Genomic DNA, 18,106 nt, shown 5'->3' on the forward strand with positions numbered 1-18,106 from the left:
GGTCTGCGGTCTGCGGTCTGCGGTCTGCGGTCTGCGGTCTGCGGTCTGCGGTCTGCGGTCTGTGGTCTGTGGTTGCGATTCGCGTTCTGTACGAACTCCTCTACCACTTCCATTACTTCAGTTTCATGCTCCGCAGCTCATTCTCCCACCTACAGTTCTCACTCACAACTATTCATTCCTTAATCTCTATTCTCAATCTCTACTACTCATTCTTCTCTCCCTGATCTCTACACTTCAATCTCTTCCACTCATTTTTCACTCTTCACTCTTCATCCATCGCCCTTCACTATTCACTCTTTACTCTTCCACACTCCTCACACAAAGCCCCCGGCTCCCCATCCTTCCCTTTACCTTCACTCCTCCACCTTACATCACCTAGAATGAGTACCCCGCGTACCTCTCCGCATTGCTGATACTGGTCCAGATGTCCGGGCTCTCGCCGCCGATATGCCAATAGGCGATGCCGGCCAGCTTTTGCCGGGCGGCCAGATTGAACTTGGCCGTCAGGGAGCGGCCCTCCTCCAGCCAGATGGTGTGCTTCAGCTGACCGGTATAGCTGACCACATATTGCCCGAGCGTGCTGTTCCAGACCGGCCGCAGACCATAGCTGCTGACGCGCTGATTCTGTTCGGCAAGAGACAGCTCAACGGATGATGCCGGGACGGAGCCTTGCTTCAGCGTCCAGTCGCGTGTATACAGCGGCATGGCCAAAATCACCTTCGCGGCCGGCACCGCCTGCAGCAGCTTGCCCACCGCCTGCCGGACATAGGGCAGCGAAGCGTTCGAGCCGGGAGTCGGGCTCCCGGTGTAGTGCTCATCATAGCCCATCATCACCATGTAGTCGGCCTGTTTGCCAAGTGCTGCATAGTCAAAGGCCTCCGTCCAGTCTGTCCCGAGATCTGGCGATACATCTACCGAGAGTACAGCGCCGAGAGCGTGCAGCTTACCGGCCAGCTGTGTAACAAAGGCTGTCAACGCAGCCTTGTCGGCCGCAGCCACGTTCTCGAAATCGAGATTCAGGCCGTCCAGATCATATTTGCTGACAAGCGCCCCCAACTGATTAACTGCCGCCGTTCGTGCTGCCGTACTGGACAGCAGCTGATGTGTAGCAGCCTGATCAAAGCGGTTCCCGACCATCGGCCAGATCTTCTTGCCGTTATTCTTCGCCCAGGTAACCATTGAAGCCACTGTCGAATCTGATACCGTTCCGGTACCCCCTACGAAATACCAGCGTGGAGATAAGGTGTTCACATTGGATTGCAGTACGCTGTTCTTATACTCTGCCGCAGTCTGGCCATACTGCCAGCCCATTACGATCTGCGGGTTCTTATCCCCCTCAAGCTCAGTCACCCAACGCTGCTGCTGCAGCGCCCGATAGATAAGCACCGCAGTCTCCTGTCTTGTGATAGGAGCCGCAGGCCTGAAAGCGCCTGTCTGGTCGCCCTTCATTAAGCCTAAACTGCTAACGGCCGCTACTGCACCGCCCGCCCAGGTGGCAATTGTCCCGCTGTCCCGGAAGACAGCCTGCACATCCGCTGCGTTCCCTGTCTGCTTAAACGTCCGGGCGAGCAGCGCTGCAGCCTCCTGGCGGGTGACCGGCTGCGCCGGGACAAAGGTCCGCTCTGAGGTTCCGCCGGCCAGCTCCAGCTGGACTGCCGCCTGGATCCAGCCATAATACCAGGCGCTCCGTGCCACATCAGTATACGGTGAGAGCGGACTGTTGACGGGTTCCAGCTTCAGCAGACGGCCCAGCATGGTAATGAGCTCCGCTCTGGATACCAGACCCTGGGGCGAGAAGCTGTTCTCTGAGGTTCCGGTTATGATCTTCTTGTTATATAAGTCTATGATTTCATTTTTGGCATAGCTGGCTGCGATATCATTAAAAGGCTGCGCGGCATCTGCTGACGCGGCCGGGGTGTATGTAGTGTAAATAGCAGCTGCACACATGACAGCGGCGGCTCCGGTTGCGATTCTTCCCAATATTCTCTTCACGTTACTGCCAGACCCTCTCTCACTACCATTTTGCCCAGAGTATACCAGAGATAGAGTATGTTATCACCGCTTAAATACTGGCAGAAACATGAAGTGCCACCAGATTGCCCGGACGCCGGACCCGTCAGAAGTTTAATTCGAAACCCGCGTGGTTATGAATGGAATAGAGTATAAGATTCGGAGTCTATAAAATATGAAGTAAGCCAGGAGGGAACAGCATGATGAAGGATTCCAGTTCAACCGGCAGCATTCCGGCAGCGGAGAACACCGGCCTCGCCGCACAAGCGGTCAACGCTATCGAGGGCTTATCCGGCGTCCACCCCGGCTACCGCCGCGCCCACGCCAGAGGCATCTGCTGCCGTGCTGTGTTCCGGCCGAACGGGCTTGCTGCCGCCTTTACCACTGCTGCACATCTGCAGGAGCAGGAGTCGGCGGCGGTGGTCCGTTTCTCCGGCAGCTCCACCGATCCGGCGCTGGCCGATCTGCTCTCCCCGGCCAAAGGCATGGCTGTGCAGTTCAGCCTGCCGGACGGAGGGAGTACGAGCCTTGTAGGAGCTACTGTGCCGGTATTTTTTGCCCGGACGCCTGAATCTTTTGTCGATATCGTCCGCACCGCGCACAAAGCACAGGAAGGCAATCTGGGGCCGCTCGAGCTCATGAAAGAGATCACCACGCATTTCAGCGAGAGCAAGGAAAGCTTTCTCAGCCTGAACAAGCTGAAGCCGCCCGCCAGTTATGCCGAGCTGCAGTATTACTGCATCCATGCTTATTTTTTTGTTGATACGGAAGGCCGCAAGCGGCCGGTCAAATTCGAGTGGAAACCTGAAGCCGGCGTGCGTTCGCTATCGCTAGCAGATGCCCGGCAGCAGCCGGACCGCTACCTGGAGGATGAGCTTGAGCTTCGCCTGAAGGACGAACCTGTTATCTTTCAGCTTGATGTGATCTTCGGTGAAGACGGCGATCCGACCGATGACCCGACCAAAGCCTGGCCGGATGACCGGCGGCGGATTGAAATTGGCCGTTTGTGCCTTACGGAGGTCATAACGGAGCCGGAAGAGCTGCTCATGGACCCGGGGGCTGTTACAGAAGGCATTGAGCTCTCGGATGATCCTATTCTTCATTTCCGCCGCACTGCCTACGGAGAGTCCTTCCATAGACGCCGTAAAGAACAATAACCTATAAATGGAAGGACGGGAGTACTGATGGAGCAGGCTATGATTATTGTGAATCCAACCTCCGGAAAGGAAGAAGGCGCAGGGTATGTCCAATTGGCCCTGGATATTCTGGAAGAGCAGGGATATGCGGTAACTGTGATGAAGACGCAGCAGGAAGGAGATGCTACCCTTTTCAGTACGGCTGCATGTGAGCAGGGCTACGGGCTGGTGGTGTCGATCGGGGGGGATGGAACACTGCATGAGGTGATCAACGGGCTGAGCGGAGCTCCGCAATGTCCCAAGCTTGGGGTCATTCCGCTCGGAACGGTAAATGACTTTGCCCGGCAATCGGGCTATCCCTGGTTCCGGAAGAAGCCATCCGCACGCTTGCCTCCTCCGCCGTCCGCGCAGTCGATGTCGGACGGCTGAACGGGCGGCTGTTCATCAATGTGGTCGCCGCCGGCGCCATTGCCGAATCGGTATCGGCGGTAACCTCAGAGGATAAATCGCGGCTGGGCTCACTGGCTTATTTCAAGGAGGGGCTGAAGGAGCTGACAGGCAACACGCCCAACCGCCTGACCATCACTCATGACGGTCAGGTATGGGAGGGCGATTCGCCGCTGTTTATTGCTGCCCTGACGAATTCGGTCGGCGGCTTCGAGCGGCTGGCTCCGGGCGCTGCCGTTGATGACGGCCTGATCCACTGCTTTGTCATCAAGGATCTGACGATTCTGGGCACCCTGTCCGTCAGCATCTCCCTGCTGCTGGGCACCCTGAAGAATCACAAGGATGTAGAATATTTTACAGCCCGCAGTGTGACTGTAGAATCGGCAGCGCCGATGCGGACCAACGTTGACGGCGAAGCGGGCCCGGCACTGCCGGTTCAGCTCAGCGTCCTGCCGCGGCATATCCGGATCGTAGTGCCGGAGGAATAAATCTGCTAAAACAGCAGGTGTGTATTCCTTGCGGAAACTCCCTGCCCCCGCCAGCCCGCCTACACCTGCTGCCGCAGCTTCCGGGCATATACGATCTGGCCGATGTGATAGGCATTATGCGTAGCGGCATTGCTGATAATCTCCCACCACATCGCGGGTTCAGCGAATCCGTTCACCTGCGCTTCCAGGCTGTCCTCGGCAAGCAGAGTCTGCCAGCGCAGCAGGACATCCAGCAGCCCGCTCTTCAATTCACTGAACACTACATTGTCGGGCAGAATAAAGCTGTTATTGTTATCGCCTATAGGCGGTACGGCATCCACCCGGCCGGCCTCATAACGGGTCTGCCAGGTCTTGTTCCAATACAGCAGATGCTGCGTCAGCTCGGCAATACTGTTCAGGCCGGTACCCGGCTTCCAGAACGCCTCCTCTTCCGTCACCCCTTCCACCGCCTGCATGAACGGTAAATGCCAGCTGGGATCATTGGCACCTGCCAGCAGCTGGTTGGCTAATACTTCTCTCGCATGAATCATTCTATTTCACTCCCTGGTCTATACTGGTTGAGCTTGCCCTGATAAATCAGTTCCAGCCGCTCACTCTTGCGGAAATCATCCGGCGTAACGAGCGCCGGCAGCTTATTCCACAGCTTGATGCCGGAACGGTCAAGAATTTCTGCAACGAACTGTGAGCAGAAGTATGAGTTGCTGAATTCCACCGGTTCCTTCAGGGCAATGCCGATCACGCCCAGAATGTTATACAGGTATTTCTGACGGCTGCGGATAAAAATGTGCAGCACCCGCTTCATTTTCTCCACTTCCCGCTCTGTAACCTTCAGCTCATAGATCACGCAGGTCGTATTCGGATATTTACTGAACGTCCCCGTATGCAGATCCTCCTTCACAAACCCGCCGTTTAAGGGATTGCTGGGATGCTTTCTGCCAAAGCTGTACATCTCCGACAGGTCACGGGTAAATGAGATGGACGCATGGTTATACGGAGCCCTGGTGTAGCCCTGAATGAGCCTGGTGAACAGCGTTCCGGTATTCGTAAGCAAAATAAAAACCGATTGATTACCTTCCATTTACAAATTTTCCCCTTATCATGTTCGGACATTTCCTTCATAATAACATATGATTCCTTTAATGGAATCCTATCCTGAAACAGGCTGGTGATCGGCTCTTGAACAGCTCTTTATTTACGCTACTCCTTATTACCGGCGGCCTTTCCGTCATCCATCTGATCTACCTTGCCGTCAGCCGGCTTCAGAAGGACAAGGATTATACCGGTATCGGCTTCCGCATCAAAACCTGGTGGGGCATGCTGTTTATTTTCTGCCTGGCCACACTGTTCAATGCAGTGGTGTCCCTGTTATCACTAATGGTGCTGTGCTTCTTCTCGCTTAAAGAATATTTCTCCATGATCCGCACGCGCAAAGCCGACCGCAGGCTGTTCCTGTGGGCTTACCTGGCGATTCCGCTGCAGTTCTACTGGATCTATATCGAATGGTACGGGATGTTCATCGTCTTTATACCGGTCTACGTCTTCCTGCTGCTGCCGCTCCCCCGGCTGCTGAATAAGGGAACGCTCGGCTTTCTGCGCAGTGTCAGCTCCACCCAGTGGGGGATGATGCTGATGGTGTTCGGGCTTAGCCATCTGGCCTATTTCCAGTTCGCCACTCCGGAATACGGCGCGGGACTGGTGCTGTTCCTGGTGGTGCTCACCCAGCTGAACGATGTGGCCCACTATCTGGGGTCGCTTTATTTCGGCAAGCATAAGGTCGTTCCGACCGCCAACCCGCATCTGACCTGGGAGGGCTTTGTCTGCGGATTTGTGGCCACAACCGCCGTATCCTATCTCATCTATCCGTACCTGACCCCGCTCACCCCGCTGTTCGGGCTGCTGTCCGGGGTATTAATCAGCCTGAGCGGCTATTTCGGCAGCCTGACTGTCTCCGTACTGAAGCGTGACCTGCTGATCGGGGACGATGACAAATTCGCTGCCCTGCAAAAAAGCTACCTGAGCCGGGTCGACAGCCTGGCGTACACCTCACCGATCTTTTTCCATGTGATCCGGTATTTCTTTGATTTCATGTAGCTGGCCGTGCGATAGGCATTCCCTACGAGGGGGTGTCTATTTTTTTGAAAAATAAAACGTATGACCTGCAGGGTTTGGAAAAGAGCCTTCGTCTATTACGGGTGGGAAGGGGGAGAGGACTCATTGATGAGGAATGTTTGATCAAGCAGATTTTACAGGGCGACCACGCCAAATTCCGCTGTCTTATCGACAGTTACGGGCGGCATATCTACCAGGTTACCTATTCTGTGCTTCACCAGGCCCAGGATGCCGAGGATGCTGCCCAGGAAGCTTTTGTCCAAATTTATAAGTCTCTCCCCCAATACCGTTCAGAAGGATTCAAAACATGGATCACCCGCATCGCCCTGCACAAAGCAATCGATATCAAACGCAAGCTGGAGCGCCGGAAGGCGGAGATTAATGACAGCGGGGATGTAATTCTGCAGACCGCCGATCATCAGGCAGACGTTGTCCGCCAGCTGCTGAAGAAGGAGGAGAAGGAGCTTTTGCGGCAAAATATATTGTCCCTCCCCCATCAGCACCGTGATATTATCGTTGATTTCTACTTAAAAGAAGAAAATTATGAGCAGATTGCCCTGAAGTCGCAGATCTCGGTAAGAACGGTGGAGTCGAGGCTGTACAGGGCACGGCAATGGATCAGAACACACTGGAAGGAGACGCCGCGGGATGAATAAACCTGACAAGCAGGAATGGATACGTTTTGTACAGGGAGAGATGACCGGGCCGGAGCGTGAACAGATGGACAGACTGCTTCTTGAAGATCCTGAAGCGCTTCCCTCCTATATGACTGCTCTGGAGCACTGCGCGGCACCGGAGCTGCCTGACGGAGAGGCCTTTGCCGGACAAATTATGGGCCGGATTACGCCTTATCCATCTGCAGCAGAGCCCGCAACCAGGCAGACAGGCGGCCGACTATACAAGATACTGGGCAACCAATGGGTGCATTACATCGCGGCAGCCTGTATAACGATGCTGTTTATCTCCGCCGGGGTATTTGACCGGATTGCTCCGGGTAATCTGGATGCCGGTGCCGGAATAAAACAGCCTTACAGCGAGAAAATGGTCCAAAAAGCAACCGGGTGGCTCGAAGACATCAAGCCTGCCTCCATAAACCATAAGAAATGAAAGGACTGAACGCCAATGCCGCAGCAGCGCAGCAAAATGCTGGCTTTTCTGCTTAATATGATTCCTGGCCTCGGGCACTATTATTACGGAAGCCGGCTGAAGGGGTTTATTTACGGATTTATCTTTTTTGGAAGCCTGGGTGTTGCCTTTCTTGCACTCGTTGCGGGAAATGATGAGGGATTTGCCGCCTTGTGTCTTTTAGCGGCAGCCGTTCTCTGGTTCATCAGCATGTTCGGTATGGTAATCAGGCTGATCCGGGAACCGGATTATCCGCCATACTACCCCCATTATCCCCACCCTCAGGGCCAAATGCCGGGCAATCCCGAAGGGCCGCTGGAACAGCCTGTATTCGGATACCAGCCGCAGGACGGATATGGATATCCGCAGCATAATGTGGAGCCGCGCCGGGAGAGCGAACGGTTCTACACCATTCTCCTGTCCTTTGTCCCGGGCCTCGGCCATCTGCATTTAGGCCTGCTGCAGCGCGGGCTGTCGTTCCTGATCGGGTTCTTCGGCCTCGGCATTATGCTGGTGTTTGTTGCAGGCATTACCGGGCAGGAAACGTTTCTGATCTTTCTGCTCCTGCTGCCGGTATTGTGGCTGTACTGCATGTTCGATGCAGCACAGCATGTGAACCGCAAGCAGGCAGGCGAGCTGCTGGAAGACAAGACGATCTTCGAGCAGCTTGAGCACGGCAGAAGCGCAGGCAAAAAAAGCAAAGTCATCGCCACCCTGCTGGCAGCCTTCCCCGGAGCCGGACATATGTATCTGGGGCTGCAAAAAAGAGGCCTTCAGCTGATGCTCATCTTCCTCGGAAGCATCTATATTCTGGATCTGCTGAATCTTTCGCTGTTCCTGTTCTTTATTCCGATCGCCTGGTTTTACAGCTTCTTCGACGGGATGCAGCAGGCCAGCAAATACGGCAGGGAGCCCCTCTATGACAAGCCGGTCCTTGAAGGCTGGACTCGGTATCAGGGGTGGATCGGCGGCGCGCTCCTGTTCCTGGGTGTGTATTATCTGTTCATCCGTATAGTCGTTCCGGAGCTGAACTTTAGCTACGGCTACTATATTGCCCGGATTCAGTCGTATATGAATACTGTTGTCGTTGCTCTGCTGATGATCGGTGGGGGTATCCGGCTGCTAACGAATTCACGGAAAAAGAACACCGAAGCGGAAAAGTTCCTCAGAGCGCTGGAGCGCGAACCCAAGTAGAAACAGTAAACAGCAAAGCAGCACGTTTCCCGGGTAAGGGGGAACGTGCTGTTTGCTGTTTCACTAATAATATTGCCGGCTTTAAAAGCCGCTGTTACATCTGAGTCCCACTGTCCGTTCCGGATTGCGTTGTACCGCCCGTCCCGGCAGATGGAGCGCCAGTTGGCGGGGTGCCAGTCGGCGGAGTGCCGCCAGCGGTGCCGCGGTCAGGTCTTGTACCGCCGTCAAAGCCGCCTTGGCCGCGGACTCCACCCATGCCGCCCATACCCTGGGTTGCTTCAGTAACACCGGATTCATTCAGCCAGGTCACGCTGCTGGAGAGGTCAAAGCTTACGACTTCTGTGCCGCCGCTGTAAGTACCGTCCGTATACACTCCGTCAACTGCGGTGCCTGTCGAGCTGCCGCCGGTGGAGAGGGTGTATGAGCCGCCTTCTTTCAGATCAGGCGAGCTGATTACAACCGAGCGGTAACTCTTCGCTGGAGCAAAGGTTGTAATGGTGTTGCCGTCCTTATCCTTAAGGCTTACCAGCTGTCCGGCTTCCTGTGAATCCGTAAAGGTCATGGCGATGGAGTATTGGCTGGAAGCATCGCCAGGTGCCTGAAGCATACCCGCGCTTCCTGCCACAACCAGATATCCGCCGGTAATTTCGAAGGAACCGTCATAATCGAGGGCGCCGTTGCCGTCATTGGTCGGGCCGTAGACGGTAACCGTACCGCCGCTCATTGTGATTGAGCCGTTAGAATCAAGGCCATCGCCTGTAGCATCTACATTCAGTATGCCGCCGGTAATGGTCAGCAGGTTGCTGCCGGAGCTTGCAAACTGATCCTGGCCGCCTGTCGCCTGGCCGGCATTAGTATCATTGCCGCCCGCTACGTTGACGCCGTCATCAGAGGCTACCACATCAATGTCACCGCCGGAGATGGTAATATTGCCGCCTTCAATCCCTTCATAGCTCTTGGTGATGTTAACGGTACCGCCGGAGATGGCTGTCAGGCTGTCGGCGTGAATGCCGTCATCGCCTGCTGTTATCCCGAATTCACCATCCGTGATTGATACGTTGCTGTTGCTGTGTAGTGCATCATCTGCGGAGTCAATCGTGAAGCTGCCGCCGTTAACGGTAAGGTCACCTCCCGATTTCAAGCCTTTCATACTGGTCGATTCTGTTTCGGTAGTGGCCGCAGTATCCGTGGATGCCGCAGCACTGTTGTCTGCTGGTGCCGGAGCTGCAGTCCCTGCCGCAGTTCCTTCTGCTGCCTCAGCTGTAGCGCCTGCCATTGCGTCAGAATCCGGCATTTCCGGCGGCGCAGCCTGCGTACCGTCACCTGACGGAGCCTGGCCGCGCATTCCGCCGCCCATGCCGCCTTTGCCGAACCCGCCGCCGCCAAAGCCGCCTTCATCGCCTGTTTTCACCTCAGCGTTGGCACTGCCTCCGCCGGTAACCAGATTATACGTACCTCCGTCGATGACAAGGGAGGTTTCACCTTGAATGCCGTCATTTGCTGCCGTGATGTCAAAGGTTCCTCCGGATATCGCTATGAAGCCCTTCTCGGTATCTTCATCATTGGTCGACTTGATGCCGTCGCCCTCTGCTGTAATGGTAATGCTGCCGTCCTGCACAGCTACCAGATCTTTACCGACCAGACCGTCATCTGCAGCCTGCACTTCAATTATGCCGGAGACGACTTTCAGATCATCTTTACTTGTAATACCGTCGTTATAGTTTCCGTTAACCTTCAGCGTCCCGGTTCCGTTAATGGTCAGATCCGCCTTGCTGAAGATCGCTGCACTCGGCTCATCCGTAGCCGCATCCGGGTACACATATTTTGCGGCATCGGTTACTGTGTTCACCGTACCGTCTTCCAGCGTCATGATTACCTTGCCGGCTTCTTTAATGTAGACTGGCGCACTGCTGCTGTTCGTGAGTGTAGCCCCGTTCAGCACAAGATGCACGCTGCTGTCATCCTGCACATCGACGATGATCTGGCCGTCACTCAGGGTGCCGCTCAGCACATAGGTTCCGCCAGCCGAGATGGTTACTGTGTTACCGGAAGCAGCCGCGCCGGTTCCAGTCACGGCGGCACCGGTTCCGCTTAACGCAATCGTTGTGGCGCTGTCAGCGCTCCAGGCTGCCGCCACATCTTCTTCATCAAAGCTGACGAGGTCCGCCGCCTTCACACTTGCCAGTTGAACGCTTGCTGCAGCCCCGCTGGCAGCAGCAGTAGTTACTGCTGCTGTACCGGCAGACGAAGAGGTAGAGGCATTGCTGGTTGTGCTGCAGGCTGACATGACGGCTGCGAGCAGCAGAATCAGCCCCGCTTTGCCTGCCACTATAAATTTACTCATATCGGATCAATCCTTTCAGTCTCTGGTTTAGTATTCTGTAGTAGTAGGGCACATCGTAAGCGACAGATCCAGGTTGCCGTTCCGGGTGCGGATGGCATCCAGGAATTCCTTCTGGCTTGTGTGCTCATCAAGGGTAACGTTATACACCAGCTCATAGAGGCTGCCGAGCTCGGTGGTTCTGATCTTTTTCAGCTCATATGCGACATTGAACTTGTTGAACACTTCGGCAAAAGCTTCTTCATAGCCCAGATTTTCCGGGATGGTTACCTTCAGCGTTTTTTGCGCTGATTTTCTTACGCCAAAGCCGGTGCGGTTGAGAATGACCATGATGATGCAGAGAATAATGGTGAACAGGACTGCGTAAGCATAAGCGCCGACGCCGCAGGCCAGGCCGGATGCCATAGTGAACAGGACAAAGGTGATGTCCTTAGGATCGCCGGGCGCACTTCTGAAGCGGATAATCGAGAACGCTCCGGCCAAGCTGAAGGCTCTGGCAACGTTGCTGCCAATTAAGAGAATGATGATGGCTACAATAACAGGCAGCAGTACCATGGTGAGCGTGAAGCTTTGCGAATAGCCGGCCGGGCTTGTTCTCATATAAGTGAAGCTGATCAGCGCGCCCAGCGCCAGGGAAATCAGGATCGTCAGAACCGCGTTGCCAAAGGTTAAAGCCGTGCTGTCAGAGACGGCGGTGAAGATGGAATCAAGCATACAGGACACTCTCGCTTTCTACTTTGCTGTTTCTCAGCATTTTTTTATATTCATTGCCGTATTTGGAGAAGCTGGTGCGGTACATCTGGTGCTCGGAGAGCATTTTGGACAGCCAGACCGGAATCGTCTTCTCGGCTTTGACCTCCATCAGCCACTGGCCCGGTTCCATCAGCAGCTCGCCGTGAGTGCCGTGCTCCATTTTCAGATCGTACCGCCGGCTTCTGATATTCGTATCGAAGGTGATGCGCAGATCGCGGTTATTTTTACAGAACAGGGCTTTGCGGTCATAGGACAGATACACCATCGGCTTCAGATCATAGCAGCTCAGGAAGTATTTGATTTCCTCAACCACCTGCTTGTTCATGTAGTCCTTATACTCAGGCGGGATACCTGTGCGGACAAAATCGTAAGCTTCGTGCAGCTTGAGCGGGGTTCTTCTTTTATTAACGAGGCCGAAGACCTTCTTCTTGATCTCCAGGTAGACCCTGGAATCGCCATTTGGAACACCGTATGCCCGGAGGCGCAGCTTCTCTTTGTATTTCGGCTTGGACAGGCTGTTGCGGATCAGCGTATTGCTCGGTGTGTCGTAGTACAGATTCGTAATGGAATAAAACTCATGCTGTTTGTTGTAATCGTCCGGTTCCATATATTCGAGCAGTTCGTTATAGAGCTTCAGGTACGCTTCATGATCGAACAGGTATTTGTTTTCGTAGCGGTTAAAAACCTCAATAGCCATGGGATCAGATCCTTTCTCTTCCGAATGTTTCGTATGTCTCGCTTGCCTATGAATGTATCTTAGCGGCCGAACCTTTAATGAATCTTAAATGGATTTTACACTGCGTTTATTTTTTTACACCGGCTTTACAAAGAGCTTCTGCAGCAAAAGAAAACCGTCACTATATAGTAGAAGCCTTAGATTTCGCCTCCGCGGTTAAGGTTGGTTAAAGGTAATCTTGCTATAATGGCGTAAGTTACAATACAGACATTAAGCTAACCAGGGGATGATGACAGGGTGAGAATATTAATCGTGGAAGATGAGGCGCATCTGGCCGAGGCCGTGACCCAAATCCTGAAAAAGCATAACTATTCCGCAGACGCCGTGCATGACGGCAGAACGGGCCTCGATTACGCGCTGAGCGGGATCTATGATCTGCTGCTGCTGGACATCATGATGCCGGAGATGGATGGAATCAGCCTGCTGCGGGCCTTGCGCAAAAAAGGCATCCCGACCCCCGTCATCTTCCTGACGGCCAAAGGTGATACAACCGATATGGTGACGGGGCTTGATTACGGCGCCGACGATTATATCGCCAAGCCCTTCTCTTCAGAGGAGCTGCTGGCAAGAATCCGGGCGGTGCTGCGCCGCAAAGGCGAGGTGCTGCCGGATGATGCGCTGAAATACGGGGATCTGGAGCTGAATACGGCGAACCTGAAGCTGATGGTGGGCGGCAAGGAAATGAAGCTGAATCTGAAGGAGAGCGAGCTACTGGAGCTGCTGATGGTCCGCAAGCAGTCCGTCACCTCGAAGGAGCAGATCATTGAGAAGCTGTGGGGCTTTGATTCAGAAGCCGAGCATAACAATGTGGAGGTCTATATCTCTTTTCTGCGCAAAAAGCTTACGTTTCTCGGGGCCTCCACACGCATCAGCACAATCCGTAATGTAGGCTATGTATTAGAGGTGAATGTCTGATGTTCAAAAAGCTCAGAAACCGTTTCCTGATTGTCAATCTGGTGACCATCTCCGTGATGATGCTGGTCGCCTTCGCTACCATTTATATTATCAACTACCTGAATGTCCAGAATGACATCCGCATGGATCTTCAGCGGATAACCGAGGCCTTCCAGAAGCCGGGCAGCGGCGAGCACCGCGGCGGCGGAATCGGCGATGGCATTGGCGGCTCGCCGGACGGCGGCACAGACACTGGAACTCAGCGGCAGGATATCGGCGGCGGCAGCTTCGGGAGAATGGGCGGCAGTCCGCCGCCGGAGCGTTCGATCTCCTTCATGATTGAGACCGATAACGATTGGCAGCAGACCGGTACGCCTGTCTCACAGCTCAGTATGGATGACGAATTCTATGCCCAGGCACTGCAGGAAGCCGTTGATATGAATAAAACAACCGGAAGATTTGAGCTGGACGCAGTCTCTGGGCCTTTGAAATCAAGCCCGCCGCTGACGGGCATATGCTTGTTTTCCTGGACATCACCTCCCAGCAGAAGATTCTCACGAACCTGATCTACATCTTCACCGTTGTCGGCATCGTGATGCTGGTCATCCTGTATTTCACCAGCCGCTATTTTGCGAACCGTTCCATTAGGCCGGTACAGGAAGCCTTCGACAAGCAGAAGCAGTTCATCGCCGATGCCTCGCATGAGCTGAAGACACCGCTGGCCATTATTAATACGAATACGGATGTGCTGCTGTCGAATCCCGAAGATACCATTCTTGAGCAATCCAAGTGGCTGCACTATATTAAATCGGAGACGGAGCGGATGGCCAAGCTGACGAGCGATCTGCTCTACCTGACTGAAATGGATGATTCCCGTACCGGAATGATCCATGCCCCCTTCAACATCAGCGAAGCGGTGGAAAATATCATCCTGACGATGGAGGCCGTTATCTTCGAGAAGAATGTGGCGCTGGAGTATGATATCGAGCCTAATCTAAGCGTGAACGGCAACAGTGAGCAGATCAAGCAGGTCGTTATGATTCTGCTGGACAATGCCGTCAAGTACACCGGTCCGAAGGGTGAGATCACCCTGTCTCTGCGCAAGCAGCATAACGATGTGCTGCTGTCTGTCACCAATACCGGCGAAGGTATTGCCCCTGAGCATCTGACCCGGATCTTTGACCGGTTCTACCGCACCGATACCTCGCGTGCCCGCAAGCAGGGCGGATACGGACTCGGCCTCGCGATCGCGAAGTCGATTGTCGAGCAGCAGCATAAGGGCAAGCTCTATGCCAAAAGTACAGTCGGGGAATCTACTACGTTTTATGTGCATCTGTAATTAAAGCGAATTTTAGATAAACAGCTGAAACCAGGTGGAGGGTCCCTCCGTATCAGAGTTATTACCGATAAGGAGGAGATTCACAGCAATGTCCATGTTTAAAAGAATGCTCGCAAGCGCCGGAATTGGCGCCGCTGAGGTGAACCTCATGCTTCACCAGGATGTAGTAAGAGCCGGTGATACACTCAGCGGGGTTGTCCGCATTCAGGGCGGCCGTGTGGATCAGAAGGTTGATGATGTGTATGCCTTCGTCAAGACCCGCTACGTGAAGGAGCATAATGATTCCAAGAGCCATGTAGAGGCAACCATTGCCAAGTTCCTGCTGGCTTCCGGTTTCACCGTGGAGGCAGAGAAGGTCTATGAGTTCCCTGTATCCTTCCAGCTTCCGTCCGTTACTCCGGTGACCATGGGCAAAACTCCCGTATGGATTCATACCGGGCTTGATATCAAGGAAGCACTCGATCCTAAGGACGAGGACTATCTCCAGGTCCTGCCTCATCCTCATTCGGCGGTTGTTCTGGATGCTGCAGCCCAGCTCGGCTTCCGGCTCCGCGAGGTCAGCTGTGAATACGCTCCTCATTACGGCAAAAGAAACGGGCTCCCCTTCGTTCAGGAGTTTGAATTCCTGCCTTCCAGCCAGTTCCGCGGCCGTCTGGATGAGCTGGAAATCATGTTGTACCCGGATGAGCAGGGCGTTGAGCTGCTGCTGCAGGTTGACCGCAAGGCCCGCGGATTATCCGGCCTGCTGGCAGAAGCGCTTGATGCCGACGAGAAATTCGTAAGGCTCCGCTTTGACCAGAGTCATCTGGCAGCAGGAACGGAATACATTGCGGGCCAGCTGCTCGCAACAATCAGCAAATACGCATAACGGCATTAGTAAAGAAAAGCGGCTTGACGGATAACGATCCATCAAGCCGCTTCTTTTTATGTTCTACGCGCCTTCAGAGTCAAGCGTGCAATAACTTCTTCAAATAGCCGCTTAGCGCCCGGGCTGTCTGCTCATGGGCCGATATTCCCGGATGGCTTCGTGCGCCGGCGCTTTCCGGTGTCATGTTAGGCAGCTGGAATACAGAGACCCTGGTGTCTCCTGATTTACGGATATAACTGTCAACGGCACGGCTGATGGCCGGCAGCATCGGAATGCCCAGCATTCCGTAAGCCCAGACCAGATGAGCCTGCGGATTGCAGGATCTCAGCTGTACAAGAAACGCTTCTGCAGCCGCCTCAAAAGCCTGCAGGTCCTCCTCATTGAAGGAGCCGTCTTCGTTCAGCCGCTGCTTGCGGGACCTGCCGCTGACCGGATCGTTCCAGTCCGGCGAATAAAAGGCGCCGCCGTCGTTGGTGCCCAGATTAATCACAACGGCATCCGGCTGCCAGGCTTCAAAATCATGGTCCTGCAGCGCTCCGAGCGCTTCATTGCGCTCACCGCCCAGCAGGCCGCATACCTGCCTGTAATAGAGGGGGATATTCTTCCCGGGATTGTTATCCCAGCTTGTCAGCACCCCCCAGCCGCTCTGGGAGATGACACGGTAGTCCGCATCCAGCTCCCGGGCTGTCATGGCGGTATAATTCACGGCAGCACTGAACCACATGGGAATCCAGTCTTCCTCGGACTGGGCGCCGATCACGCCCTCACCTGAGGTGATGCTGTCCCCGATGAACTCGAGCTTCAGCGGCTTATCCGCTACCGGCAGAAACTCCCCGTCACACTTAACTCCATGTATCTGCAGCAGACAGCCGGGGTCATCACTCATCGCCTGCAGCTCTTTCATGATCTTCACGTTCTTCACAGACTGCTCATTCATACCTCTGAAGACACAGATCCAGTGTCTGCCCGCGGTTACCATCTGTCTGCTGACAGGGGAACCGTTAATGACGATGCTGATCCACGGCTCATGCTGGTCATAGTCAGCTTCCGCCTCAATCCACAGCTCCGAACCCCTGATATTGAATTCAAGTGCGCTGCCTGTCCAGAACAGCGTCAGGGGAGCCAGGCTCCCATTTGTTCTGCCGTGAACCTTGAGCTGTACAACCTCCTGCAGGGCTGCGGCTTGCAGCCTCCCGTTCTCTTTCATCCTGTCGTTCCTCCCGGCTCTCTCCCATGATCAACTAACCTCGCTTGATTGGTGCCGCCAGTACAATCTGGCCTCTAGGCGCTTCTCCCCCGTCATCCGGCTCCAGTGTGATAGCAACGGTATCGTACTCCTGCGGCTCGAAGGTATAATACAGCGCCCCGTTGCCGCCCTGTGATACGAAGGTGCCCGCATTCTGCGGAACATCCCCTTTGATCAGCCATACCTGGTAAACTTCGGTCCCTGTAAGCTCGGGCAGACCTTCGGCCTGTACAACGAGATGTGTGCCGCTGTTGTCCGCGATGATGGTAGCCAGACCTTTGACCGCAGACTCCACTTCGGCCGGACTAAGCACAACCGACTCATTCACCTTGATTCCCTGAAGCGGTCCAGAACTGACGGCCACCTGGCGCTGCAGCTGATCGATATCCTGGCGCAGCTGGCTTGTATAGATGAGCAATACTACCACTGCTGCAGCAAGCCCGGCGCTAAGATAACGCAAAATCGGCTTCTTTTGGGGAGCGGCGCGGCCTTGACTATATATTCGGGCTCCTCCCGAACCGGCTTTGGCGCCTCACCTGCAGGCTTCTGAACTTGCTGAACCGGAGCATCTGCTTCCAATACCCGGGACAGAACACGTTTCTTCATCCCTGTCGGCGGTTCGGCAGGCTCGGAGGCAAGAGGGAGCAGCTCGATTACCTGGCGGTATTCTTTTACCAGTTTCTCACATTCAGGACATTCCTGTAAATGAATGCTGAACTGCTCCATTTCATCGTCCTGCAGTGCACCAAGCGCATACAATTCAGCCCATTCACACAAGTCTTTATTCTCTTCAGTCATGAGCCTGATCCCTCCTTCCCCAGTGGACTAACCGTTTCTGCAGCTGCCTCATAGCCAGCCTTACTCTGCTCTTAACCGTGCCCAGCGGAACAGCCACGTGATAGACTACCTCCTGCTGCGTAAGACCCTGATAATAGATAAGGTCCATCACCTGCTGCTGGTCCCTGCTGAGCTCCAGCAAGGCTTCTCTGATCTGTTCTCCTGCCACCAGCATTTCGACCATATCCTCCGTCATCGCCCCGGTATCGCGGAGCTGCTGCAATTCCTCCGCATCGGCGGATTGCTGCGGCGGCCGTGTATTATTTTTACGCAGCTGGTCAAGCGCAATATTCCGTGTAACCGTAAACATCCACGTCGACAGCTTGCCCTTGGCGGAGTCATACTGCTCCGCGTTCTTCCAGATCCGCATAAATAATTCCTGCATGATTTCCTCCGCCGCCATTGAATCCTTTACAATCCGGTAAGCAAAGCTGTAAACCATCTGCTCGTACCGGTCGTAGAGTTTTTCGAGGGCATCCGGGTCCTTTTGCCTGATTTGCTGCATTAATTGTACGTCGTCAGCGACTTCGTTCAACTGTTCCCCCCCATTTCCCCAGCGAAGTTGGATGAATTAATATTTTAA

The 18,106-nt window shown here is 54.5% G+C and carries 21 protein-coding genes; 11 read left to right on the forward strand and 10 right to left on the reverse strand.

Annotated elements, in window-relative coordinates:
- Nucleotides 1–375 precede the first annotated feature (375 nt).
- Nucleotides 376–1,992 (reverse strand): S-layer homology domain-containing protein, encoded by a 1,617-nt coding sequence (locus AWJ19_RS31070; protein WP_241781954.1) that lies wholly within the window; start codon nt 1,990–1,992, stop codon nt 376–378.
- Between the two features lie 218 nt (nt 1,993–2,210).
- Here AWJ19_RS31070 and AWJ19_RS31075 point away from each other — a divergent pair, with 218 nt between their 5' ends.
- Genes AWJ19_RS31075 through AWJ19_RS37075 form a run of 3 tightly spaced genes read left to right on the forward strand, consistent with a single transcriptional unit; the run spans nt 2,211 to nt 4,081 of the window.
- The gene (locus AWJ19_RS31075; RefSeq protein ID WP_068729357.1) at nt 2,211–3,167 is read left to right on the forward strand and encodes a catalase family peroxidase; all 957 of its coding nucleotides are present in this window, start codon (nt 2,211–2,213) and stop codon (nt 3,165–3,167) included.
- A gap of 27 nt (nt 3,168–3,194) precedes the next feature.
- On the forward strand, nt 3,195–3,575 hold the full coding sequence (locus AWJ19_RS37070) for an acylglycerol kinase family protein (RefSeq protein WP_241781955.1): 381 nt from the start codon (nt 3,195–3,197) through the stop codon (nt 3,573–3,575).
- Nucleotides 3,572–4,081, forward strand: a complete 510-nt coding sequence (locus AWJ19_RS37075; protein WP_241781961.1) for a hypothetical protein — start codon at nt 3,572–3,574, stop codon at nt 4,079–4,081. Before AWJ19_RS37070 ends, AWJ19_RS37075 begins: the two co-directional genes overlap by 4 nt.
- 59 nt (nt 4,082–4,140) lie before the next feature.
- On the opposite strand, the gene AWJ19_RS31085 is transcribed toward AWJ19_RS37075, so the two are convergent.
- Together AWJ19_RS31085 and AWJ19_RS31090 are read right to left on the reverse strand one after the other, a co-directional pair.
- Entirely contained in the window at nt 4,141–4,611 is a 471-nt protein-coding gene (locus AWJ19_RS31085) for a DinB family protein (protein WP_068729359.1), read from the reverse strand.
- Complete coding sequence (locus tag AWJ19_RS31090; RefSeq protein WP_068729361.1) at nt 4,608–5,159, reverse strand: hypothetical protein; 552 nt, start codon at nt 5,157–5,159, stop codon at nt 4,608–4,610. The genes AWJ19_RS31085 and AWJ19_RS31090 overlap by 4 nt, the downstream gene beginning before the upstream one ends.
- A 98-nt stretch (nt 5,160–5,257) precedes the next feature.
- On the opposite strand from AWJ19_RS31090, the gene AWJ19_RS31095 reads away from it, so the two are divergent.
- From AWJ19_RS31095 to AWJ19_RS31110, 4 genes are all read left to right on the forward strand, one after another.
- On the forward strand, nt 5,258–6,172 hold the full coding sequence (locus tag AWJ19_RS31095; protein ID WP_068729364.1) for a phosphatidate cytidylyltransferase: 915 nt from the start codon (nt 5,258–5,260) through the stop codon (nt 6,170–6,172).
- Nucleotides 6,173–6,309: 137 nt separating this feature from the next.
- Entirely contained in the window at nt 6,310–6,846 is a 537-nt protein-coding gene (locus AWJ19_RS31100; RefSeq protein ID WP_241781956.1) for a sigma-70 family RNA polymerase sigma factor, read from the forward strand.
- Nucleotides 6,839–7,297: a hypothetical protein gene (locus AWJ19_RS31105; protein ID WP_068729366.1), complete on the forward strand. Its 459-nt coding sequence runs from the start codon at nt 6,839–6,841 to the stop codon at nt 7,295–7,297. Before AWJ19_RS31100 ends, AWJ19_RS31105 begins: the two co-directional genes overlap by 8 nt.
- Before the next feature lie 15 nt (nt 7,298–7,312).
- A complete protein-coding gene (locus AWJ19_RS31110; protein ID WP_068729368.1) occupies nt 7,313–8,509 on the forward strand; it encodes a hypothetical protein in 1,197 nt (398 codons plus the stop codon).
- A gap of 94 nt (nt 8,510–8,603) precedes the next feature.
- Here the strand turns inward: AWJ19_RS31110 and AWJ19_RS31115 are convergent, their stop codons facing one another.
- The 3 genes from AWJ19_RS31115 to AWJ19_RS31125 are packed head-to-tail and all read right to left on the reverse strand — an operon-like array spanning nt 8,604 to nt 12,300.
- Nucleotides 8,604–10,853, reverse strand: a complete 2,250-nt coding sequence (locus AWJ19_RS31115) for a carbohydrate-binding domain-containing protein (RefSeq protein ID WP_068729369.1) — start codon at nt 10,851–10,853, stop codon at nt 8,604–8,606.
- A gap of 27 nt (nt 10,854–10,880) precedes the next feature.
- Nucleotides 10,881–11,564 (reverse strand): DUF4956 domain-containing protein, encoded by a 684-nt coding sequence (locus AWJ19_RS31120; protein ID WP_068729371.1) that lies wholly within the window; start codon nt 11,562–11,564, stop codon nt 10,881–10,883.
- Nucleotides 11,557–12,300, reverse strand: coding sequence for a polyphosphate polymerase domain-containing protein (locus AWJ19_RS31125; protein WP_068729373.1), 744 nt, complete (start codon nt 12,298–12,300; stop codon nt 11,557–11,559). The genes AWJ19_RS31120 and AWJ19_RS31125 overlap by 8 nt, the downstream gene beginning before the upstream one ends.
- 276 nt (nt 12,301–12,576) lie before the next feature.
- On the opposite strand from AWJ19_RS31125, the gene AWJ19_RS31130 reads away from it, so the two are divergent.
- From AWJ19_RS31130 to AWJ19_RS31140, 4 genes are all read left to right on the forward strand, one after another.
- Nucleotides 12,577–13,254 (forward strand): response regulator transcription factor, encoded by a 678-nt coding sequence (locus AWJ19_RS31130; RefSeq protein WP_068729375.1) that lies wholly within the window; start codon nt 12,577–12,579, stop codon nt 13,252–13,254.
- Nucleotides 13,254–13,799: a hypothetical protein gene (locus AWJ19_RS37815; RefSeq protein ID WP_347231178.1), complete on the forward strand. Its 546-nt coding sequence runs from the start codon at nt 13,254–13,256 to the stop codon at nt 13,797–13,799. The genes AWJ19_RS31130 and AWJ19_RS37815 overlap by 1 nt, the downstream gene beginning before the upstream one ends.
- Nucleotides 13,748–14,572 carry a HAMP domain-containing sensor histidine kinase gene (locus AWJ19_RS37820; protein ID WP_347231179.1) on the forward strand — a complete coding sequence of 275 codons (825 nt, stop codon included), beginning with the start codon at nt 13,748–13,750 and terminating at the stop codon, nt 14,570–14,572. Before AWJ19_RS37815 ends, AWJ19_RS37820 begins: the two co-directional genes overlap by 52 nt.
- 88 nt (nt 14,573–14,660) lie before the next feature.
- Nucleotides 14,661–15,440 carry a sporulation protein gene (locus AWJ19_RS31140; protein ID WP_068729377.1) on the forward strand — a complete coding sequence of 260 codons (780 nt, stop codon included), beginning with the start codon at nt 14,661–14,663 and terminating at the stop codon, nt 15,438–15,440.
- A 79-nt stretch (nt 15,441–15,519) separates the two neighbouring features.
- Here the strand turns inward: AWJ19_RS31140 and AWJ19_RS31145 are convergent, their stop codons facing one another.
- The 4 genes from AWJ19_RS31145 to AWJ19_RS31160 are packed head-to-tail and all read right to left on the reverse strand — an operon-like array spanning nt 15,520 to nt 18,058.
- On the reverse strand, nt 15,520–16,647 hold the full coding sequence (locus tag AWJ19_RS31145) for a GDSL-type esterase/lipase family protein (protein ID WP_068729379.1): 1,128 nt from the start codon (nt 16,645–16,647) through the stop codon (nt 15,520–15,522).
- Nucleotides 16,648–16,681: 34 nt separating this feature from the next.
- On the reverse strand, nt 16,682–17,146 hold the full coding sequence (locus tag AWJ19_RS31150; RefSeq protein ID WP_157890128.1) for an anti-sigma factor: 465 nt from the start codon (nt 17,144–17,146) through the stop codon (nt 16,682–16,684).
- On the reverse strand, nt 17,107–17,484 hold the full coding sequence (locus AWJ19_RS31155) for a hypothetical protein (RefSeq protein ID WP_068729383.1): 378 nt from the start codon (nt 17,482–17,484) through the stop codon (nt 17,107–17,109). Before AWJ19_RS31155 ends, AWJ19_RS31150 begins: the two co-directional genes overlap by 40 nt.
- Nucleotides 17,477–18,058 (reverse strand): sigma-70 family RNA polymerase sigma factor, encoded by a 582-nt coding sequence (locus tag AWJ19_RS31160; RefSeq protein WP_068729385.1) that lies wholly within the window; start codon nt 18,056–18,058, stop codon nt 17,477–17,479. The genes AWJ19_RS31155 and AWJ19_RS31160 overlap by 8 nt, the downstream gene beginning before the upstream one ends.
- Nucleotides 18,059–18,106: the final 48 nt, after the last annotated feature.

The sequence above is a fragment of the Paenibacillus sp. DMB5 genome (assembly GCF_001517085.1).
Classification (GTDB): domain Bacteria; phylum Bacillota; class Bacilli; order Paenibacillales; family Paenibacillaceae; genus Paenibacillus_AQ.

What these genes read in the sequence shown, in the direction of transcription:
- AWJ19_RS31105 (WP_068729366.1), top strand. Translation starts at nt 6,839, where the DNA reads ATGAATAAACCTGACAAGCAGGAATGGATACGTTTTGTACAGGGAGAG.
- AWJ19_RS31145 (WP_068729379.1), bottom strand. Translation starts at nt 16,647, where the DNA reads ATGAAAGAGAACGGGAGGCTGCAAGCCGCAGCCCTGCAGGAGGTTGTA.
- AWJ19_RS31155 (WP_068729383.1), bottom strand. Translation starts at nt 17,484, where the DNA reads ATGACTGAAGAGAATAAAGACTTGTGTGAATGGGCTGAATTGTATGCG.
- AWJ19_RS31125 (WP_068729373.1), bottom strand. Translation starts at nt 12,300, where the DNA reads ATGGCTATTGAGGTTTTTAACCGCTACGAAAACAAATACCTGTTCGAT.
- AWJ19_RS37815 (WP_347231178.1), top strand. Translation starts at nt 13,254, where the DNA reads ATGTTCAAAAAGCTCAGAAACCGTTTCCTGATTGTCAATCTGGTGACC.
- AWJ19_RS31120 (WP_068729371.1), bottom strand. Translation starts at nt 11,564, where the DNA reads ATGCTTGATTCCATCTTCACCGCCGTCTCTGACAGCACGGCTTTAACC.
- AWJ19_RS31115 (WP_068729369.1), bottom strand. Translation starts at nt 10,853, where the DNA reads ATGAGTAAATTTATAGTGGCAGGCAAAGCGGGGCTGATTCTGCTGCTC.
- AWJ19_RS31075 (WP_068729357.1), top strand. Translation starts at nt 2,211, where the DNA reads ATGATGAAGGATTCCAGTTCAACCGGCAGCATTCCGGCAGCGGAGAAC.
- AWJ19_RS37070 (WP_241781955.1), top strand. Translation starts at nt 3,195, where the DNA reads ATGGAGCAGGCTATGATTATTGTGAATCCAACCTCCGGAAAGGAAGAA.
- AWJ19_RS31090 (WP_068729361.1), bottom strand. Translation starts at nt 5,159, where the DNA reads ATGGAAGGTAATCAATCGGTTTTTATTTTGCTTACGAATACCGGAACG.
- AWJ19_RS37820 (WP_347231179.1), top strand. Translation starts at nt 13,748, where the DNA reads ATGCTTGTTTTCCTGGACATCACCTCCCAGCAGAAGATTCTCACGAAC.
- AWJ19_RS31110 (WP_068729368.1), top strand. Translation starts at nt 7,313, where the DNA reads ATGCCGCAGCAGCGCAGCAAAATGCTGGCTTTTCTGCTTAATATGATT.
- AWJ19_RS31140 (WP_068729377.1), top strand. Translation starts at nt 14,661, where the DNA reads ATGTCCATGTTTAAAAGAATGCTCGCAAGCGCCGGAATTGGCGCCGCT.
- AWJ19_RS31085 (WP_068729359.1), bottom strand. Translation starts at nt 4,611, where the DNA reads ATGATTCATGCGAGAGAAGTATTAGCCAACCAGCTGCTGGCAGGTGCC.